The following is an 18,711-nucleotide window of genomic DNA, read 5'->3' as shown; positions in this document are numbered from 1 at the left end:
TGTTATACAATTGTTTAATTTTCAAAGGATTATTAAACAAAAAACCCAGCCGAAGCTGGGTAAAAACTAATAACCATGAAAACTCAAATTAAACATGAGAATCGCAATAGAATAAACAATTACTGTGCCAAAGATTGATTCGGATTTTCTTAATAAAAGTTATTTTTATGTTAAAAAAAATTAAAATTAAAAACAAAGATATTTTTTGTAATTTTGCGGGATTAAAAAAATAATAATTTATGTCTAACATCACATTCACTATGATAAAGCCTGATGCTGTTGCAGATGGTCATATCGGTGCTATATTAGGAAAGATTTCAGAAGCTGGTTTCAAGATTAAGGCAATGAAGCTTACTCAGCTTACAGTTGCGGATGCAAAAAAGTTTTATGAAGTTCATGCTGAAAGACCATTCTATGGAGAATTGGTAGAATTTATGAGCTCAGGACCGATCGTAGCGGCAGTTTTGGAAAAAGAAAACGCTGTTGAAGATTTCAGAAAACTGATCGGTGCCACTAATCCTGCTGAAGCTGCTGAAGGCACAATCAGGAAAATGTTTGCAAGAAGTGTAGGGGAAAATGCCGTTCATGGTTCGGATTCTGATGAAAATGCTCTTATTGAAGCCCGGTTCCATTTTTCAGGAAGAGAAATTTTCTAAGAAGAATAAACTTAACATATTAAAATCCAGAGAATATCTCTGGATTTTTATTTTTGATGGCAGGATATATTGTCATAAATCTGCCAGAATGATCAATATATTATAAATTACTTTCAATTGCACCCACTTCCTCCCGGTATAATGCTACGGGCTTATCCAGCAAAACAGCAATTACGGTCAGGTTCTTATCCAGCTTTTCTTTTGGAATATCAATGTAGATAATTCCCGGCCTGTCGCTCCAGTACAGTTTATTATAAACCTTATGGCTGAGCAGGGTGCCGTTACCCACAATTCTGATTCTGGAGATTCCATTTTTAATGCCTTTCAGGGCTATTGGCCCCGTAGGACTTCCCTCCACAAAAAGATAAAGGGTCTGTCTGTCTCTGGAAAGGGCGCTCATTCCGGGATAATGTCCGTCAGGAAGCCCTTTACCGGTCTCATAAAGAGCTTCGGCATGTTTGCTTATCCAGGCTAAGGTTTCCGGATTGGTATGTTTTGTTTTTTGAATGTTCATATCCATACCGTCATTGGTTAAGCCTGAATTGTCCAAAAGATTATTCCCGTGGTGCAGATCGCTGGCGAGATCATACACAGCCAATCCCGTATTGTTATTTTCAAGAATTTCAGAAAGGGAACGTTTTTCTTTTTGAAAACCACCGGTAAGAAATACAGGAGGATTCTGGAAAGTAATCTGTACCACAGTTACATCCCGGTCAAATTTTATATCAGACAGATGTAAAGTCAGCACCTTATTTTTACTGAGATCAAAACTGACCTGGGTATCCTCACCAACAATTTTTGCAGAAAGAGGGCGGGTAGATAGCCCATAGATCTTATCAAAATCTTTGGCATGATCAAGATACAGGAATACGGATTTCTTATTTTCGGATATTGCCGATTTTCCCTTATAATTTTCAAATGGCAGACCCTGGCGTGTTCCGTAGACCGCACCCGAATTTTTAGAGATCCATCTGCCAAGAGCTTTCAGAACTTCTGCCTGTTCTGCCGGAATTGTGCCGTCTGCTTTGGGGCCGATATCCAGCAAAAGGTTTCCGCCCATACTGATCACGTCTGCCAGAGTTCTGATAATCATGTTCGGGGTTTTATAGTTGCTGTCAAAAGGCTGGTAACCCCATGAGTCATTTATGGTATAGCATAGTTCCCAATATTTGCTTTTAGGCGGTGTGACCGGGATACCCTGTTCAGGAGTCTCATAATCGCCATGCTGATCAAGCCGGGAGTTAATGATGATGCCTGGATTATACTTTTTCAGTATCTCCTTTGTTCCGGAAGTATTCCATTCTTCCGGAGTATGCTCCCAGTCGCCGTCAAACCAGAATAAATCAGGCTGATAAAGACTCAAAAGCTCATTGAGCTGGGCTTGATAGTAGTGGATATAGCTTTGCCAGCGTTTTGGTTCACTTTTAATTTCATACCGTTTTTTGGTCCTTGTATTGATGTCGTAATCCGGATGGCTCCAGTCAGGAAGAGAGTAGTAAAGGCCTGTCTTCAGTCCTGCTTTCTTCAACTCCGAAATAAAAGGAGTAAGGACATCCCTTTTTGCCAGAGCATTCTTAGATATGGTGATCGCGTGTTTGGCATTTGAGTTCCAGAGAGAGACACCATCATGGTGTCTGGTGGTGATTACAGTGTACCTTGCTCCTGAACTTTTGATTATTTCTGCCCAGTAATCAGGTTGGTAACGGGAGGCAGAAAAGCCGCCCAGCTGTTTCATATAATGATCATAATTGATGTAATTATTAAAGAACGACCACGATTCTGAAATCCCATCAACAGAATAAATTCCCCAATGAATAAAGATTCCCAGCTTGGCATTCCGGAACCATTCCATTTTTTTATCATCAGATACCGTATTTTGAGCTTTTAAATCATGGAAATTTAGGAATAAACCTAACAAAGTAGCACTGAGCAGTCTGCTTCTCATCGTTTTTTAAGGCTAAAATAAGGAATACAGACAATATATTCCGAAAAATCAGATGAATCCGGCTTTTCACTAATATATATAGTATTTTTATCTTTCGATATCATTAAATAAAAACATATGAAAATGGCAACACTACTCTTACTTATTACCGCCATTTTAACCGCTCTGATCGCGGGACTTTTCTATGCTTATTCCTGTTCTGTGATTCCGGGACTGGGAAAATTATCGGATATGGAATATCTGAAGGCTATGCAGTCCATCAACAGGGAAATTCTTAATCCCATGTTTTTCATGAGCTTTATGGGAACAGCTGTTTTGCTTCCTGTTTCTACATTTGTTTTCCGGTCACATCCTGTTTTCATTTTTCTTTTACTGGCTTCGGCAGCTTATCTGATCGGAGTTTTTGGAATAACGGTGTTTGGCAATGTTCCTTTGAATAACCGGCTGGACCAGTTTGACATAGCAACTGCTTCTAAAGAGGCAATTGCCAGGATGCGGAAAGGCTTTGAAAACCGTTGGAATTTCCTTAATCATATCAGGACCGTTTTTTCGGTGATCAGTGTTGTACTTGTAATCTGCGGTTGTATCTGGAGCAAGGCAGAATAGTATTCAGAATTTACAGGTCATAAAATTCCGTGTTTTTACGGATATGCGGTATGGATTTTTATCAGGAAATTTACATTCGGATCAGAATCAATAACTATAACCATGCAGGTTCAAAAGAGGAGACGGCAGCCATCGGCTGCCGTCTCCTTTAGTTTTATATCCATTATGCTCAGATCTTTAAAAGCTCGATCGTTCTTTCAGGGTTTTCAGAGGAAAAAACGGCATTACCTGCCACCAGGACATCAGCTCCGGCTTCAAAGAGCTTGGCTGCATTATCCAGGTTTACTCCTCCGTCTATTTCGATCAGGGCAGTGGAATTATTGCTGATGATCAGATCTTTGGTCTCAGCAATTTTCTTATAGGTGTTTTCAATGAATTTTTGTCCTCCGAATCCGGGATTTACACTCATCAGCAATACCAGATCCACATCTGCAATAATGTCTTCAAGCATCAGAACAGGGGTAGAGGGATTCAGTACGACACCGGCTTTTGCTCCTTTGCTTTGGATATGGTGAATGGTTCTGTGCAGGTGGGTGCACGCTTCATAATGAACGGAAACCAGATCGGCACCGTGGTTAATAAATTCTTCAACATATTTTTCCGGCTCAACGATCATTAAGTGTACATCAACAAACTTTTTGGCATGTTGCTGGATCGTTTTCATCACCGGGAAGCCGAATGAAATATTCGGAACAAACCTGCCGTCCATTACATCGATATGGAACCAGTCAGCCTGAGAATTGTTCAGCATTTCAATGTCTCTTTGCAGATTCCCGAAGTCTGCAGATAAAAGGGAAGGAGCAATAAGCTTCGTTTTCATTTTACTTTTTATACTTTACTTTTATACTTTTCGGTTTTCAAAGAGGAAGTGACCGTAGATTCACATTATTACTATTTTTTCTCTTTATTCTTTCCTCTTAATGATATTTCAGCTTCATTTCAGGCTTTATCCTTAAAACGGTTTCATAGATCAGCCTGATCACATTGCCTACATCTTCTTTGGAAACCATTTCCACTGTAGTATGCATATAGCGCAAAGGTAGTGAAATTAATGCACTTGGAACTCCGCCGTTGGAATGGGCGAAAGCATCTGTATCCGTTCCTGTAGACCTGCTTGCAGCTGCCCTTTGGAAAGGAATTTTCTTGGTTTTTGCCGTGTCTATGATTAGTTGCCTGATTGTGTGGTGAACGCTCGGGGCAAAGAAAATTACCGGGCCTGCACCGCATTTCTGGTCACCTTCTTTTTTCTTTTCGATCATTGGGGTGGTGGTATCGTGAGTGACATCCGTAACGATGGCAATATTGGGCTTAATGGTATCTGCGATCATGTCCGCCCCGTATAATCCTACTTCTTCCTGTACGGAGTTGGTGATATAGAGCCCGAAAGGCAGTATTTTTTTGTTTTCCCTCAAAAGCCTTGCCACTTCTGCGATCATAAATCCTCCGATCCTGTTATCCAGTGCCCGGCATACAAAATAGCGGTCATTCAGTTCAAAAAATTCATCAGGATAGGTGATCATACAGCCTACATAGATTCCCAGGTCTTCCACTTCCTTCTTTGAAGTGGCGCCGCAATCAATAAATATATTTTCGATCTTTGGTGTAGGCTCATTCTGGTTGGTTCTTGTATGGATGGCGGGCCATCCGAAAACTCCTTTTACAATGCCTTTTTCCCCGTGGATATGCACTACCTTGGAAGGGGCGATGGTCTGGTCTGAGCCTCCGTTTCTGATCACATAGATCAGGCCATCATCTGTGATGTAGTTTACATACCATGAGATTTCATCGGCATGAGCCTCTATAACGACCTTGAATTCTGCTTCAGGATTGATTATACCGTAGCAGGTACCGTAATGGTCTATTTCAATCTTATCCACATAAGGTCTGATGTAATCCATCCAGATTTCCTGTCCTTTATGCTCGTAACCTGTTGGCGATGAAGTGTTTAAATATTTTTCTAAAAATTTTAAAGATTTCTTTTCAAATTTCATAAAAAGGAATGATTTTTGCGGTGAATTTTTGTTCTAATAAGTGTAAAAATAATGAATTTTAGTAAGATTATTTGCCTTTTTCTTTTCTTTTTTGGGGTAGGGGTTTTCGGGCAGAAAGATTCAGTAATCGCAAAACCTTTGAGCCAATACCCGGCGGAATTATTAAGAGTAGATGAATTTGGGAACAAATATTATTACGATGAAAAGCAAAAAGCCAAAATCTATGAAATAAACGGAGAGACCGTGGTGGTAATGGATGAGCTTGTATTGCTTAATAAACCGAAATTCAACAACCAGCTGGACCGAAATTACTATTATTTCCTGAATAAAAAATTATATAGAGTTTATCCTTTATTTTTAACGGCTCTTCAGCAGTACAGAGATATCCAGAAAGATATGACGGATATGGATAACAAAGCCAAAAGGAAATTTGTAAAAGAACGGCAGAATATGCTCGCCGACCAATATGAAAAGCAGTTGAGAGACCTGACAACTACAGAAGGGCAGGTATTTGCAAAGCTCATGAACAGGGCTACAGGAAAGAATGTTTACGAGATCATCAGGGAACTGAGAGGCGGATGGAGCGCCTTCTGGTGGAATGTAAAAGGGAAAATGGCTGATATAGATCTGAAAGACCGGTATAACCCACGGGTAAACCGAACAGATGAATTTATAGAGTCACTGTTGCAGTCCAACTGGAACTCGGGCTATCTCCAGCCTTATCCGGGTGCAAATAACTTCAAACCCGGAAAGTAACTAACCGATCAATAATTAAAAAAAATTCCTGTAAATCTACAGGAATTTTTCTTTTAACTTATCAAATACGATCTGATCTATCGGTAGAGGGAACGGATTGTCGGGTCTGGCAATATCAATCCATTCTGTTTTTTCAATACAGGGATCCAGGATAAGAAAGTCTTCTTCGTTGATGATATTCACTATATAATATATGGTAAGCAGCTGCTCGTTTTCCCTGAAACGGGAAACCAGGAAATTTTCCTGGGTATAAAGATGCTCCACAATTTCTATTTTCACGTTAAGCTCTTCATCAAATTCACGATGTAAGCATTCCAGCAAGCCTTCTCCGTATTCTAACCCTCCTCCCGGGAATTTCATTAATGGCTCTCCTGCGTATTCCTCGAACAATGTCAAAACCTTTCTGTCTTTTACAGCACAAGCATAAACCCTTATGTTTATCTTATCTATCATATATCATATTTTGTATAGCTAAGGTAAGGAAATTTGGTGAGAGTGAAATGGGAGTTATAAGTTATGAGTTATGAGTTATGAGTTAAGTGGGCCTGGTAGTCAACTTGATTGCTTATTATTAAAGTTTGATCGCATTGATCATTTCCCTCTTTCCCGGAGGCCCTTGTTTTTTTTCCACTTTAAAATCCAGCTCCTGAAGAATCCTTCTTACGCTTCCTTTCGAAGAATAGGTAGTTAACAGACCGTTAACATCCATTTTACCGGCAACGATTTCAAACAGGGGCTTTTCCCAAAGATCAGGCTGAACCCTGGCTCCGAAGCAATCATAATAAACAAGGTTGATTTTTGGTAAGTCAATGTCTTTCAGGTCAAAAAAATCACATTCTATCTTTTTTAAGTTGAAACCTTTAATAATTTCAAACGATTTTCCCCAATCTGATTGATGAATTTTTTGATAAATATTTTTGAATCCAGGGTTATCAAAAAGTTCAAAATAAGCCAAATCTTTAATCTCGGATTCATTTACGGGGTATTTTTCGAGAGAAAAATAATTTATCACATGATTTTTGTCAGTTTTTAAATATTCATTAATTGTTACCAAAACATTTAATCCTGTGCCAAATCCGAGTTCTAAAATATTAATTTCGCAACGATTTATTAAATTTAATCCATTTTTGATAAACACGTGTTCGGCTTCCTGTAACGCTCCGTGATGGGAATGATAGTTTTCATTTAAATCACTGATAAACAGTGTTTTACTTCCGTCGTTGGTAGTTCTGATTTCTCTTTTCAAGCTATTTTTTTGCCAAATTTACTCCAAAATTTTTATATTTAGAAAATTATGTTAAATTTGTAGAACATCATAAAAAATTTTAGAAATGATAATTCAAAAAACTGAAAACTCCAGAATTTCTACATTCGACCCTAATAACTTTTCATTCGGAAATACTTTCATTGATCATATGATCATTTGCGAGTATGAAAACGGAAAATGGGGTGAAGTAAAATTAGTACCTTATGGTCCGATACCTTTTACCCCAGCCATGATGGGAGTAAATTACGGACAAGCTTGTTTTGAAGGAATGAAAGCTTATAAAGACAAGGATGGGCAAGTTTTCCTTTTCAGACCTGAAAAGAATTTTGAACGTATCAATAAATCGGCTAAACGTCTTGCCATGCCGGAGGTAACTGAAGAAATGTTTTTAGACGGATTAAAAGCATTAGTGGATATAGACAGAAACTGGATCCCTCACGGAGAAGGAATGTCCTTATATATCAGACCGGTGATTTTTGCTACGGAAGAAGCTTTGAAAGCGAGAGTAGCAAATAAATATATGTTTGCCATTGTGGCAACACCTGCCAAAAGCTATTATACAGAGCCTGTTTCTGTAAAAATATCAGATCATTATTCAAGAGCGGCCAATGGAGGTGTGGGATCTGCCAAAGCTGCCGGTAACTATGCCGCTTCTTTCTATCCTACTCAATTGGCTATTGAAGAAGGCTATGAGCAAATCATCTGGACGGATGACGCTACCCATGAATTTTTCGAAGAGAGCGGAACAATGAATGTATTTGTAAGGATTAACGATACCATCTATACACCGCCGACATCTGAAAAAATCCTTGACGGTGTTACCAGAGACAGCTTTATTCAGCTGGCAAAAAGAAGAGGCATTGAGGTAAAGGTACAGCCTGTGGCCGTAAAAGAAGTGATCGAAGCACAGAAAAATGGTACTTTAAAAGAAGTTTGGGGTGTAGGAACTGCTGTGGTTACCACTATTTTCCAGGCTTTAGGGTATAACGGAGAAAAGCTTGATTTGCCAAAACTTCCGGCTGAGGAAAGCTATGCGGAACTCCTTAAAAAAGACCTGCTGGATATCCAGAACAATCTTGCGGAAGACCCGTTCGGATGGAGAGTGCTTGTGGAAAAAAAAGTACTTGAAACAGTTTAATTCTCTATTAAATACAAAATATGTATGAAGCCGGGAAATTCCCGGCTTTTTGCTTAAGCTGTCTGTATCCGGGCAAAAATTATCTGTTCAGTACATTAGTGCAATATGTTTTGTAATTGATTCCGAAATGTGTATTTTCGCAAAAGTTTATGAAAAAAATACTCTTCATATCGATATTAGGATTGCTAAGCTGTAACAGAAATGCACAGACACATCCGCCGGTAGGCGGGGTGCTAAGCCAGAAAGACCTGGATGTTTCCAAGGAAAGGGTGAAGAACCTTAATGCCATGGAAAGGAAACATATCCAGGAATGGATCGACGGACAGCCCATAAAGTTTTATCCCACACAGCTCAATTACTGGGTAAGTACGGAAGGTTTCGACAAAAGAACAAGAAGACCGGATAATTCCCTGATTTCTTATTCTTATGAGCTGTATGACTTTGACCAGACGAGGATCTATGACCAGCCTGTCGAAAGAAGAGATGCTAAATTCGGACACTTTGATGAATTAAAAGCTGTAGAAAATGCTTTGCGTTTTATCCATGATGGTGAGGAAGTTACACTTTTAGTTCCTTCAGCTCTTGCGTACGGAACGTATGGAGATGAGAAAAAAATAGATAACGATATTCCTTTAATCATAAAATTAAAAGCATTATAAATGAGATTGTTTAACAAAAATATGATTCTGGCAGCGGCAAGTATCTCGCTGATGAGTTGTACACCAATTTATAAGAAAATGAACGTAGACAAAGAAACTTACGAAGGTCTTAATGACGGACTTTATGCTAATCTTCAGACTTCCAAAGGAAACATGATTGTAAAGTTTGAAGATAAGAAAGCACCGGTAACTGTAGCTAATTTTATTGGCCTTGCAGAAGGAAAAATTGATAACAAAGCCAAAGCTAAGGGAGTTCCTTACTATGATGGAACTATTTTCCACAGGGTGATCAAGGATTTTATGATCCAGGGAGGCGATCCTCAGGGAACTGGAATGGGTGATCCGGGATATAAGTTCGAGGACGAGAAAAACGACCTTAAGCATACCGGAAAAGGAATCCTTTCTATGGCCAACTCCGGTCCGAATACCAACGGTTCCCAGTTTTTCATCACTGAAGTGCCAACTCCATGGTTAGACGGCAGACATACTATTTTCGGAAAAGTAGTAAAAGGAGAAGAGGTGATTGATGCTATTGCCAATGTTGAAAAAGGAGCTAATGACAAGCCTAAAACGGATGTAGTTTTGGAAAAAGTGTCCGTATTCAGCAAAGGGGACGAATACAAAAACTATGATCCTGCCAAAACTTTCACCGAAGGAAAAGCTAAGATTGCTGAAAACAATAAAGCATTCATGGCTAAAGAAGAGGCTGAAAGAAAGAAAAAAGAAGAGGAGTTCAAAGCCAACCAGGAAAAAATGGTGGAGAACCTTAAAGCAGGAATGCAGAAAACAGAATCCGGCCTTTATTATAAAATCACAAAAACAACTACGGGAAAAGCTCCGAAAGCTGGGGATAATGTATCTGTACACTATGCAGGTAAATTAGTGGACGGAACAGAATTCGATTCATCATTCAAAAGAAATGAGCCCATCGAGATCCCTATCGGAATGGGAAGAGTGATCAAAGGATGGGATGAAGGGATCCTGTTATTGAAAGAAGGAGAAACAGCCACTTTATTGATCCCGCCTGCTATGGCTTACGGAGAAAGGGGTGCAGGAGGGGTGATCCCGCCAAATGCATGGCTGATTTTCGATGTTGAACTTGTGAAAGTGCAATAAAATAATTGAAATAAATATTAAAATAAAAGCCGTCCGGAAGGACGGCTTTTTATTTATAGCAATGATTGAATCAGAGAATGGATTGTGTGACTTGCAGGGTCAATACGACTTGGAAAAACAATATTATCTGTGTATAACCGTATTTCATTTTTCCGGAATCGTAGAAAACACTATTTTCGTGTAAAATTTTTTCATGAAAAAAATCTTCTATTCGCTTCTCGTGTTCAGTTCCGTTTTGTTTTCCGCACAAGGTAAAAGATTCTTTGAAACCGGAGATGTGCAATTACAACATCCTGTTGAGAAAATTAATCTGAGATTTGCCAATGATCTTCCTTTTATATTGGTGAATATCGGTGGCAAGCAGTACAATTTTCTGTTTGATTCGGGAGCGCCAACAGTAATTTCCAGTACTATATACGCAGAGCTTGGTCTTGAGAAAAAGCATAAAAGCAAAGTAAAAGACTCCCAGAAAAACAAGCAGTCACAGATCTTTACAGTGCTTCCTGAAATGATTGTTGACAATGTGGTTTTCAAAAATATTGGAGCTATTGTTATGGATCTCAATAATTCGGATCTTAACTGTTTTAAAATCGATGGGATCATCGGAGCCAATCAGATGGCCAAGCTTTTCTGGAGGGTCAATTATTCTGAGAATTTACTGGAAGCTACAAAAGATCTGTCTAAATTTGATCTGAACGGATATGAAACTATAGTTCCGTTTGAGGCCAAGCCACAGAAAACTCCGGTTGTGAAAACCAGGATTTTAGATAAAAATGTGGAACTCACTTTTGATACTGGTTTCTCCGGAAGGCTGAAAATTTCAGACAGCTATTTTGATCCGCAGAAAGTAAAACAATTTGTTGAAACTTATGGCTCCAGTACGGCCGGGGCCTATGGAGCGGCAAAACCAGCGGTTGGATATATCTTTAAAGCTGAACTGCCTTTGGGAAACCGGAACTTTCCAAATGAGCTGATCGCTACCGGAAGTTCGGATCTCATAGGAAATGACTTCTTTAAAAATTTCGTTTTCGTCATGGATTGGAAAAACGATAAGGTCTACATGAAACCTATTAAAGATCCTTATGCAAAACTGGAATCTTTTGGCTTCGGGTACCGTTTCGTAAATAATAAGCCGGTAGTGGCTTTCGTTTTCCGTGAAGAAAATTTCCCGCTTAAAACAGGAGATTCCATAATCAGTATTAATGATGTAAAGCTTGATGACCTTAACCAGGAATCCGCCTGTCATTACTTTATGAACCGAGTAGAGAAAGATGCCCGGTCCATTACTGTAAAGGTTAACCGGGACGGAAGTATTCTGGATTTTAAATTGGATAAAAAAGAATATTTGCAATAAGAATACCTAGCCATATCAGGATACAGGTCATGAAAAAAATACTACTGCTGTCTGGAATATTAACCGTATGCTTTGGATATTCCCAAAAAAGCTTTGAGGCTTATAAAGACTTCTCAGCCTTATCCGGAACGTGGAAAACAGAAGTGGAAGGAAGCCCGCTTATACTGCAAATCAGGGAAGCCGGTAAAACTTTTCGGTTTTCGCTTATCAATGTGAATAAAGAGGAATTTATTATTGATGAAAGTGAACTTTCTTCTCCTGCTCCGTCTGAATATGAGGTGAAAGTAAAAAAGGCATATTTTATACAATATACGGATTGCTCAATAAAAAATGCGAGGATTCATTTAAAGAAGCTGGAAGACGGGAAACTGGCATTCAGCTATATCTCAGATGAAACATACTGTTCTTTCGGAAACGATAACGAGATCGATATTTCTGATATTGAAGATCTGATATTCACAAAATAAAAGTCGCCTTTAAGGCGGCTTTTATTTTACCAGTTCTTGTCAATCATATAGATCAGCTGTGTCATAATAACTGCTCCCAGGAGTAGCTCCCTGCGGTTTACTTTATCAAAGGTGTCTTCTTCCGTATGGTGGATATCAAAGTATCTTTGGGAATCAGGAACCAGCCCTGCGGTCGGAATCCCCATCTCATTGAGAGGCAAGAGGTCTGTTCCGGTATCTGTCCCTTCAAAATTATATACTCCATAAGGAAAAAACAGGTTTGCCCAGCTTTTGATCTGATCTTTTTTCGCATCATCCATTTTGAGGGAGATTCCTCTTGGGGTGAAGCCCCCTGCATCGGTTTCTATGGCAAGAAGATGTTTTTCATTATTTTCTCTGGCTGTTTTTCCATACTGTATCCCTCCTTTTATGCCATTTTCTTCATTGGCAAAACAAACAACCCTGATTGTATGGTTATTCTGGATCCCCAGCTTTTTGAACGTTCTGAGTACTTCAATGCTTTGAACAATGCCGGCCCCGTCGTCGTGGGCGCCTTCACCCACATCCCAGGAATCCAGGTGCCCGCCAACAAGAATAACGCTTCGATCCCTTTTTCCGGTAATTTCACCGATCACTGAATGGGAGAGCTTTTCTCCCTTCATTCCGCAGTTGGAATTTAATTTTGCGGTTACTTTCCGGCTTTTTAAAAGGGCTTCAAGCTGATCTGCCGTAGTATTTCCAATAGCAACAGCCGGAATTTTATTTTGATCTTCATTTTCATAATGCATTGAGCCTGTATGGGGCACATCATCAAATGCTGAAGAAAGGGAACGGATAATGGCAAATTTCCCGCCTTTTTTGGCAGTTAAGGATGCAGCGTTCACTCTGTATTTAGCGGCGTCACTATACCCTTTGAAAGTTTCCACAAAAGACTGGCTGAAAGGGTAATTAAAGAAAACTATTTTCCCCTTTACCTCCTCAGCGGGAAGCCTGTCATATTCTTCCATAGATTTTACCATGATGATCTCTCCGGAAACATCTTTCCCTCCGGTACCTTCTGAATTACCTAAAGAAAGCATTTTCAGGCTTTCCCATTTTCCGTCGGGGGTTTTGATCTGAAGTGATTCTTTTCCTCTTACCCATACCGGGACCATCACTTCCTGGAGCCAAACTTTGTCGGCTCCTGCCTCACGAAGTTTCTGTGCAGCCCATTGAACCGCCTTTTCATAGGATTCGGAACCACTCAGTCGGTGACCGATATTCTTAGTGAGATCTTTTAATTCCGTGTATGCTTTTCCGTTATTTAAAATCTCTGTGGAAATCTTGCTGAACTGTATGGAGTCTTCTTTTATCTGTCCTGATACAGCTATTCCGAGAAGCAATAGAGATGTGCTTATAATTTTTCTCATTCTACCAGTTTTTATCAATTATGAAAATCATTTGTGTCATTGCTACGGCACCCAGCAGCAGCTCACGTTTGTTAACTTTATCAAAAGTATCTTCTACAGAGTGGTGATAATCGAAGTATCTTTGGGTATCCACAACAAGCTCAGACAGAGGAATGTCCAGCTTCTTCAACGGGGAAATGTCCTGAATGGCATAGGTTTGGTCAAAATCGTAGACCCCGTAAGGAAGAAAGTAATTTTTCCATTCGAAGATTTGTCTCCTTCTTTGCGGCGGCATATCCAATGAAAAGCCGCGGGGTGAATATCCTCCGGAATCAGACCCGAGGGCAAAGATGTGTTTTTCCTCTTTTTTCTTTACATAGGCGGCATATGCATCCCTTCCTTGTCCGCCATTCTCACTGTTGGCATACAGGACGACCCTGATCGTATGATTGTTGTTGATACCCAGAGCTTTCAGAGCCCTTAAAACTTCTATACACTGTACCACTCCAGAACCGTCGTCATGTGCGCCTTCTGCAAAATCCCAGGAATCCAGCTGGGCTCCCAGAACGATGACTTTAGAATCCTTTTTTCCGGGAATTTCTCCGATAATGTTCGGGTTCGTGGTTTCTCCTTTTGATTCCGCAGAAAGATTGATTTTGGCTTTTACCGGCTGTTTTTTCAGCAGCCTTTCAAGCTCGTCGGCAGATTTTACGCCGATGGTAACCGCCGGGATCTTTACCCTGTCGTCCGGCTCATAATAAACCATTTTGGCATGCGGTGTATCATCCAGGGCTGTTGTCAGTGATCGGATGATTAATGCCTTGGCTCCTTTTTTTCCGATGACGGATGCCGATAATAGTTTGGATTTAGCAGCGATCAGATAGGAATCAACGGTGTTAACGATGGTCTGATCGATCAGGGAATTAACGAAGATGATCTTATCTCTTACCTGTGCTGACGTTAAAGTATTAAGTTCCGTAACATCCTTTACCAGCAGAATATCGGCGATAAGATCTTTTCCGCCTGTTCCTTCTGAATTTCCGAAGGAAAGCATTTTAATATTTTTCCAGTCACCGTTTGAGGTTTTGATCTGAAGAGATTCTCTGCCTCTGATCCATACAGGAACTTTCACTTCCTGCCGCCATACATTTTCGGCTCCTGCTTCTTTTAATTTCTTTTCAGCCCAGTCTGCAGCCTTATTGTATCCCGGCGTTGCACTGAAACGGGAACCTATTCCTTTGGTAAGCTCTCTGAGATTATCATAAGCAGTTCCGTTGGTGAGAATTTCGTCAGAAATCTTTTTAAACTCGTCATTATAATTAAATTTGGCTGTGGTAGTTTTCCTGACCGGTTTTTTATAAGTTTTTTTTTGAGAAAATAAAAATCCACCCAAAAAGAGTGGAATTATAATGAACAGTTTTTTCATTTTTTATTTACCTTTCTTTTTCCGATGATAAAAGTAGGAAAAAAATAGGAATCTAAGATTTCATGTCGTACATTAACAGTGCAGTAACCAATTTAGGCTCAATGAAGGTACATTTTGGAGGCATGCTCAGCTTAAGGTCTGATATCTTGATCATATCATTAAAGCTTACCGGATAGATCCCGAAGCCTACCTTTCCTTCTCCATTGTCAACCATATTCTTCAGGATGTTGATCCCTTCAATATTTGAAGTTCCTTTGACGTAACAGATCTTTTCCGAGCTGTCAGGATCATCAATTTTCAGGATGCTCTTGAATATGTATTTATCTAAAAGATGATGATCCAGATTATCCAGAGACATTTCCGGGGAGCGGAGATCATGTTTTACGTGGAGTGAGTAAAATTTTCCATCCAGATACATGGAAATATGGAATTTCTGGGAGGGGTAGTAGGCTGTTTCGCCTTTTTCGTGGATCAGGAAATATTGCTCCAGTTGTTTTAGGAAGTCTTCATTGGAGAGGCCATTCAGATCTGTGACGATTCTGTTGTAATCATGGATCTTTATTGACTGGTTTGAAACTATAAAGCTGTATACGAAGTTGTAAGGCTCTGTGCCATTATGTCTTTTATTTTTATCTTTCTGATGTTTGGCGTTCAGGGCGGTAGAACCGATCCTGTGATGCCCGTCTGCAATGTAGAAGGAATCGATCTGGTCTATTACTTCTTTGAACTGCTGGAGCTTGAGACGGTTGTCTATCCTCCATATTTTATGCCTGATACCTTTTGAATCTACGTGGTTGAAAATAGGAACGTTCTTTTCCTCGTGATTCATCAGCAACTCGATTTTGGAATTGGAAGGGTAGGTAAGCAGTACAGGTTCAGCCTGCAGGTTTACCTTTTCCAGATAATGTGCAAGTTTTTCTTTTTTCTGGGGAATGGTACTTTCGTGCCTTTTTATTTTTCCGTTCCAGAAATCTTCAATACTTGCCAGGCCTAGCAATCCTCTGAAAACCTGTTTATCGGGATAGATCTGCTCATACAGATAGTACGACGAGCTGTCCTGAACCAGCTTATTATCATCCAGAAGTTCTTCAAAAGTAGAACGGATCTTTCTCAGGTTGCGGTCGATATCTTTGGATTTACTTACAACATAGGGTTTTATCATATTGATGTAAGTATTTTCAACTTGAGCTTTCTCTGCGATCTCCTCCTGGGTGAAGTTGTCAAGAGGATGCGTTGGGAAAGTGCTCTCAAAGTCTTTATGAGGTCTTATTCCACGGAAAGGTTTAAAAACAGGCATATTTATTCTATAGTTTCTTTTTGTAGCTTAATAATTTGTTGTGCAAGTTCAACTCCGATTTTTTCCTGGGCATCTACCGTATTTCCGCCTACATGCGGAGAAAGGGACAATGCGGGATTCATTAATAACGGCAGCTCCGGATTAGGTTCATTTTCAAAAACATCCAGGGCCGCTCCTGCAACTTTTCCTGATTCTATAAAATCAATCAGGGCCACCTCGTTAATCACGCCACCTCTTGCAGTATTTACAATATAAACACCGTCCTTCATTTTCTTAAACTGTTCGGTGTCTATTATATATTCATTTGTTTTTGGGGTATTGATACTGATGAAATCTGCATTTTTAAGGAATGCATCGGTATCATTGGATGAAGTAATTTCAAAGCTTACCGACTGTCCGTCGAAAAAGTTCAGCGTAAGCACCTCTGTCTTAGGCTTTCTTGTTAAAACCATAACTTTCATTCCTAATGCGATCCCCATTTTTACCACTTCCTGTCCGATGCTTCCAAATCCGATAACGCCTAAGGTTTTCCCTGAAAGCTCATAGGCATTGCTGAATGATTTTTTCATCGCGTTGAAGTGGGTTTCTCCTTCCAGAGGCATGAGCCTGTTGGATTCATGTAAGAATCTCGCCAGTGAAAAAAAGTGGCCAAATACCAGTTCGGCTACTGATTTTGAGGATGCGGTAGGGGTATTGATCACCTTTATACCTTTACCTCTGGCATAGTCTACATCTATATTATCCATTCCGATACCGCCTCTTCCTATAATTTTGAGGCCGGGGCAGGCATCGATGACGTCCTGCTTTACTTTTGTTGCGCTTCTTACCAGAAGTACATCCACATTGTTTTCGTTGATGAAGCTGATCACATGATCCTGGGCAACCCTGTTATCCAGTACTTCGATCCCTGCTTCTTTTAAAGCTGACTCTCCGGATTTGGAGATTCCATCATTAGCTAAAACTTTCATAAATTTTGTTGATTTAAAGATTAAAAAGGGTGATATTTAAATTTTAAATCGATCCGCAAATTAATAAAATTTAAAATAACCGTCAGAATCTTCAAATTTTGGCTTTTATTGGTTAAAACTATCTGATGGATTTCATTACGTCTACCAGAACCTGAACACTTTCGATAGGTAAGGCATTGTATAAACTTGCCCTGTATCCTCCCAGACTTCTGTGTCCGTTTAATCCGTTAATTCCTGCAGCTTTCCAGGCGTTGTCAAATTCCTCTTTTTTGCTTTCATCTGTCAGTCTGAAAGAGACATTCATCAGGGAGCGGTCTTCTTTTACGCAGAAAGTTTCAAACAGTGGATTGCTGTCGATTTCATCGTATAAAAGTTTGGCCTTGGCTTCATTTCTCTGTTCTGCCGCGGCAATTCCTCCATTTCTTTCAAGATACTGCAAAGTTAGCAGGGAAGCGTAAACAGGGAAAACGGGCGGTGTGTTCAGCATGGATTCTTTGGCAATATGCTGTGAGTAATCCAGCATGGAAAGCATATTTTCTCTTTCTGTTTTTCCGAGGATTTCTTTTTTTACCACAACCAGGGTAACACCGGCTGGTCCCATATTTTTTTGAGCTCCGGCATAGATAAGGTCAAATTTGGAAAAATCCAGCTGTCTGGAGAAAATATCGGAACTCATATCGCAAACCATCAAGGTATCCACTTCAGGGAAAGACTTCATTTGCGTCCCGTAGATGGTATTGTTCGAGGTGCAGTGGAAATAGTTATACTCCGGGCCTACCGTGTAATCTTTTGGAATGAAGGAGTAGTTTTCCTCTTTTGAGGAACCTACAATGTCCACTGTTCCCAGTTTTTTTGCTTCCTTGATAGCTCCGGCAGCCCAGGTTCCCGTATCCAGATAAGCTGCTTTACCGCCTACTTTCAGCAGGTTATAAGGAACCATCGCAAACTGAAGACTGGCACCGCCTCCCAGATATAAAACCTCATATTCATCACCAAGGTTCATCAGTCTTTTTACAATCGCACGCGCTTCTTCCATTACTGAAACGAAATCTTTACTTCTGTGGGAGATTTCAAGAATGGACAAACCGATTCCGTTAAAATCTAAAATAGCTTCCGCCGATTTTTGAAATACTTCCTGTGGAAGGATACATGGTCCTGCGCTAAAATTGTGCTTTTTACTCATATTTTTGTTTTTTTGCGGAACATAAGTTCCTGCGGTTTCATTTTAATATTTTAAGATTGATTTCAGAGATATAGTTAAAAAAACCGTCTCATGCTGTATGAGACGGCATTTTTATTCACCGTGTAAGAATGCTTTTTTATTAAGCAGGCTTTCTTCAGATTCTACGTGGTCTTCATCAGGAACACAGCAATCTACCGGGCAAACTGCTGCGCACTGCGGCTCTTCGTGGAAACCTTTACATTCTGTACATTTATCGGTAACAATAAAGTAAACATCATCACTTACAGGTTCCTGCGGTGCATCTGCATCTATTGTCAGCCCGGACGGTAATGTAACAGTTCCTTTAAGAGCGGTACCTTCAGAAGCTTTCCAATCTACGGCCCCTTCATATATTGCATTATTTGGGCATTCCGGTTCACAGGCTCCACAATTAATGCATTCATCAGTTATTTTAATAGCCATCGCTAATTTTTTTTAAATTTGCACAAAATTACAAAATATTCCCCAATTTAAAA

At 39.8% G+C, this 18,711-nt stretch carries 19 protein-coding genes; 8 read left to right on the top strand and 11 right to left on the bottom strand.

Annotated elements, in window-relative coordinates; translation table 11 throughout:
• Nucleotides 1–239 precede the first annotated feature (239 nt).
• Nucleotides 240–656, top strand: a complete 417-nt coding sequence (locus tag ABMQ40_RS03045) for a nucleoside-diphosphate kinase (protein ID WP_370896414.1) — start codon at nucleotides 240–242, stop codon at nucleotides 654–656.
• A gap of 100 nt (nucleotides 657–756) precedes the next feature.
• On the opposite strand, the gene ABMQ40_RS03040 is transcribed toward ABMQ40_RS03045, so the two are convergent.
• A complete protein-coding gene (locus ABMQ40_RS03040; protein WP_370896412.1) occupies nucleotides 757–2,601 on the bottom strand; it encodes an alpha-L-fucosidase in 1,845 nt (614 codons plus the stop codon).
• A 123-nt stretch (nucleotides 2,602–2,724) separates the two neighbouring features.
• Here ABMQ40_RS03040 and chrI point away from each other — a divergent pair, with 123 nt between their 5' ends.
• Nucleotides 2,725–3,207, top strand: coding sequence for a chryseobasin maturation helper ChrI (gene chrI, locus ABMQ40_RS03035; protein ID WP_370896410.1), 483 nt, complete (start codon nucleotides 2,725–2,727; stop codon nucleotides 3,205–3,207).
• A gap of 169 nt (nucleotides 3,208–3,376) precedes the next feature.
• Here chrI and rpe read toward each other — a convergent pair whose 3' ends face one another.
• On the bottom strand, nucleotides 3,377–4,027 hold the full coding sequence (rpe, locus tag ABMQ40_RS03030) for a ribulose-phosphate 3-epimerase (protein WP_370896408.1): 651 nt from the start codon (nucleotides 4,025–4,027) through the stop codon (nucleotides 3,377–3,379).
• 97 nt (nucleotides 4,028–4,124) lie between these two features.
• Nucleotides 4,125–5,198 (bottom strand): chryseobasin maturation metalloprotease ChrP, encoded by a 1,074-nt coding sequence (gene chrP / locus ABMQ40_RS03025; RefSeq protein WP_370896406.1) that lies wholly within the window; start codon nucleotides 5,196–5,198, stop codon nucleotides 4,125–4,127.
• A 51-nt stretch (nucleotides 5,199–5,249) separates the two neighbouring features.
• On the opposite strand from chrP, the gene ABMQ40_RS03020 reads away from it, so the two are divergent.
• Complete coding sequence (locus ABMQ40_RS03020; protein ID WP_370896404.1) at nucleotides 5,250–5,954, top strand: DUF4294 domain-containing protein; 705 nt, start codon at nucleotides 5,250–5,252, stop codon at nucleotides 5,952–5,954.
• A gap of 36 nt (nucleotides 5,955–5,990) precedes the next feature.
• Here the strand turns inward: ABMQ40_RS03020 and ABMQ40_RS03015 are convergent, their stop codons facing one another.
• Nucleotides 5,991–6,407 (bottom strand): NUDIX domain-containing protein, encoded by a 417-nt coding sequence (locus ABMQ40_RS03015; protein WP_370896402.1) that lies wholly within the window; start codon nucleotides 6,405–6,407, stop codon nucleotides 5,991–5,993.
• A gap of 118 nt (nucleotides 6,408–6,525) precedes the next feature.
• Nucleotides 6,526–7,200 carry a tRNA (5-methylaminomethyl-2-thiouridine)(34)-methyltransferase MnmC2 gene (mnmC2, locus tag ABMQ40_RS03010; protein ID WP_370896400.1) on the bottom strand — a complete coding sequence of 225 codons (675 nt, stop codon included), beginning with the start codon at nucleotides 7,198–7,200 and terminating at the stop codon, nucleotides 6,526–6,528.
• 85 nt (nucleotides 7,201–7,285) lie between these two features.
• On the opposite strand from mnmC2, the gene ABMQ40_RS03005 reads away from it, so the two are divergent.
• The 5 genes from ABMQ40_RS03005 (at nucleotide 7,286) to ABMQ40_RS02985 (ending at nucleotide 11,955) form a co-directional block, all read left to right on the top strand.
• Nucleotides 7,286–8,359, top strand: coding sequence for a branched-chain amino acid aminotransferase (locus tag ABMQ40_RS03005; protein ID WP_370896398.1), 1,074 nt, complete (start codon nucleotides 7,286–7,288; stop codon nucleotides 8,357–8,359).
• Between the two features lie 149 nt (nucleotides 8,360–8,508).
• Nucleotides 8,509–9,018, top strand: a complete 510-nt coding sequence (locus ABMQ40_RS03000) for an FKBP-type peptidyl-prolyl cis-trans isomerase (protein ID WP_370896396.1) — start codon at nucleotides 8,509–8,511, stop codon at nucleotides 9,016–9,018.
• 78 nt (nucleotides 9,019–9,096) lie between these two features.
• Nucleotides 9,097–10,134, top strand: coding sequence for a peptidylprolyl isomerase (locus ABMQ40_RS02995; protein ID WP_370896478.1), 1,038 nt, complete (start codon nucleotides 9,097–9,099; stop codon nucleotides 10,132–10,134).
• Between the two features lie 193 nt (nucleotides 10,135–10,327).
• Nucleotides 10,328–11,488, top strand: a complete 1,161-nt coding sequence (locus ABMQ40_RS02990) for an aspartyl protease family protein (protein WP_370896394.1) — start codon at nucleotides 10,328–10,330, stop codon at nucleotides 11,486–11,488.
• 29 nt (nucleotides 11,489–11,517) lie between these two features.
• On the top strand, nucleotides 11,518–11,955 hold the full coding sequence (locus ABMQ40_RS02985; protein WP_370896392.1) for a hypothetical protein: 438 nt from the start codon (nucleotides 11,518–11,520) through the stop codon (nucleotides 11,953–11,955).
• A 26-nt stretch (nucleotides 11,956–11,981) separates the two neighbouring features.
• Here the strand turns inward: ABMQ40_RS02985 and ABMQ40_RS02980 are convergent, their stop codons facing one another.
• From ABMQ40_RS02980 to ABMQ40_RS02955, 6 genes are all read right to left on the bottom strand, one after another.
• Nucleotides 11,982–13,343: a M20/M25/M40 family metallo-hydrolase gene (locus tag ABMQ40_RS02980; protein ID WP_370896390.1), complete on the bottom strand. Its 1,362-nt coding sequence runs from the start codon at nucleotides 13,341–13,343 to the stop codon at nucleotides 11,982–11,984.
• Between the two features lies 1 nt (nucleotide 13,344).
• Nucleotides 13,345–14,748 carry a M28 family peptidase gene (locus ABMQ40_RS02975; protein ID WP_370896388.1) on the bottom strand — a complete coding sequence of 468 codons (1,404 nt, stop codon included), beginning with the start codon at nucleotides 14,746–14,748 and terminating at the stop codon, nucleotides 13,345–13,347.
• Nucleotides 14,749–14,800: 52 nt separating this feature from the next.
• Nucleotides 14,801–16,045, bottom strand: a complete 1,245-nt coding sequence (locus ABMQ40_RS02970; protein WP_370896386.1) for a DUF1015 domain-containing protein — start codon at nucleotides 16,043–16,045, stop codon at nucleotides 14,801–14,803.
• Between the two features lie 2 nt (nucleotides 16,046–16,047).
• Nucleotides 16,048–17,013, bottom strand: a complete 966-nt coding sequence (locus ABMQ40_RS02965) for a D-2-hydroxyacid dehydrogenase (RefSeq protein ID WP_370896384.1) — start codon at nucleotides 17,011–17,013, stop codon at nucleotides 16,048–16,050.
• 118 nt (nucleotides 17,014–17,131) lie between these two features.
• Entirely contained in the window at nucleotides 17,132–18,196 is a 1,065-nt protein-coding gene (serC, locus tag ABMQ40_RS02960; RefSeq protein ID WP_370896382.1) for a 3-phosphoserine/phosphohydroxythreonine transaminase, read from the bottom strand.
• A gap of 111 nt (nucleotides 18,197–18,307) precedes the next feature.
• Nucleotides 18,308–18,658 (bottom strand): 4Fe-4S binding protein, encoded by a 351-nt coding sequence (locus tag ABMQ40_RS02955; protein WP_370896380.1) that lies wholly within the window; start codon nucleotides 18,656–18,658, stop codon nucleotides 18,308–18,310.
• Nucleotides 18,659–18,711 lie beyond the last annotated feature (53 nt).

This window comes from Chryseobacterium gossypii (genome assembly GCF_041361455.1).
Taxonomy (GTDB): Bacteria; Bacteroidota; Bacteroidia; order Flavobacteriales; family Weeksellaceae; genus Chryseobacterium; species Chryseobacterium gossypii.
This window is presented reverse-complemented; position numbering and strand designations above follow the sequence as displayed.

What these genes read in the sequence shown, in the direction of transcription:
- ABMQ40_RS03005 (WP_370896398.1), top strand. Translation starts at nt 7,286, where the DNA reads ATGATAATTCAAAAAACTGAAAACTCCAGAATTTCTACATTCGACCCT.
- ABMQ40_RS03040 (WP_370896412.1), bottom strand. Translation starts at nt 2,601, where the DNA reads ATGAGAAGCAGACTGCTCAGTGCTACTTTGTTAGGTTTATTCCTAAAT.
- ABMQ40_RS02985 (WP_370896392.1), top strand. Translation starts at nt 11,518, where the DNA reads ATGAAAAAAATACTACTGCTGTCTGGAATATTAACCGTATGCTTTGGA.
- ABMQ40_RS03015 (WP_370896402.1), bottom strand. Translation starts at nt 6,407, where the DNA reads ATGATAGATAAGATAAACATAAGGGTTTATGCTTGTGCTGTAAAAGAC.
- ABMQ40_RS03020 (WP_370896404.1), top strand. Translation starts at nt 5,250, where the DNA reads ATGAATTTTAGTAAGATTATTTGCCTTTTTCTTTTCTTTTTTGGGGTA.
- ABMQ40_RS02975 (WP_370896388.1), bottom strand. Translation starts at nt 14,748, where the DNA reads ATGAAAAAACTGTTCATTATAATTCCACTCTTTTTGGGTGGATTTTTA.
- ABMQ40_RS02965 (WP_370896384.1), bottom strand. Translation starts at nt 17,013, where the DNA reads ATGAAAGTTTTAGCTAATGATGGAATCTCCAAATCCGGAGAGTCAGCT.
- chrI (WP_370896410.1), top strand. Translation starts at nt 2,725, where the DNA reads ATGGCAACACTACTCTTACTTATTACCGCCATTTTAACCGCTCTGATC.
- rpe (WP_370896408.1), bottom strand. Translation starts at nt 4,027, where the DNA reads ATGAAAACGAAGCTTATTGCTCCTTCCCTTTTATCTGCAGACTTCGGG.
- ABMQ40_RS03000 (WP_370896396.1), top strand. Translation starts at nt 8,509, where the DNA reads ATGAAAAAAATACTCTTCATATCGATATTAGGATTGCTAAGCTGTAAC.
- ABMQ40_RS02995 (WP_370896478.1), top strand. Translation starts at nt 9,097, where the DNA reads ATGAACGTAGACAAAGAAACTTACGAAGGTCTTAATGACGGACTTTAT.
- ABMQ40_RS02990 (WP_370896394.1), top strand. Translation starts at nt 10,328, where the DNA reads ATGAAAAAAATCTTCTATTCGCTTCTCGTGTTCAGTTCCGTTTTGTTT.
- ABMQ40_RS02980 (WP_370896390.1), bottom strand. Translation starts at nt 13,343, where the DNA reads ATGAGAAAAATTATAAGCACATCTCTATTGCTTCTCGGAATAGCTGTA.
- ABMQ40_RS02955 (WP_370896380.1), bottom strand. Translation starts at nt 18,658, where the DNA reads ATGGCTATTAAAATAACTGATGAATGCATTAATTGTGGAGCCTGTGAA.
- ABMQ40_RS02970 (WP_370896386.1), bottom strand. Translation starts at nt 16,045, where the DNA reads ATGCCTGTTTTTAAACCTTTCCGTGGAATAAGACCTCATAAAGACTTT.
- ABMQ40_RS03045 (WP_370896414.1), top strand. Translation starts at nt 240, where the DNA reads ATGTCTAACATCACATTCACTATGATAAAGCCTGATGCTGTTGCAGAT.
- chrP (WP_370896406.1), bottom strand. Translation starts at nt 5,198, where the DNA reads ATGAAATTTGAAAAGAAATCTTTAAAATTTTTAGAAAAATATTTAAAC.
- serC (WP_370896382.1), bottom strand. Translation starts at nt 18,196, where the DNA reads ATGAGTAAAAAGCACAATTTTAGCGCAGGACCATGTATCCTTCCACAG.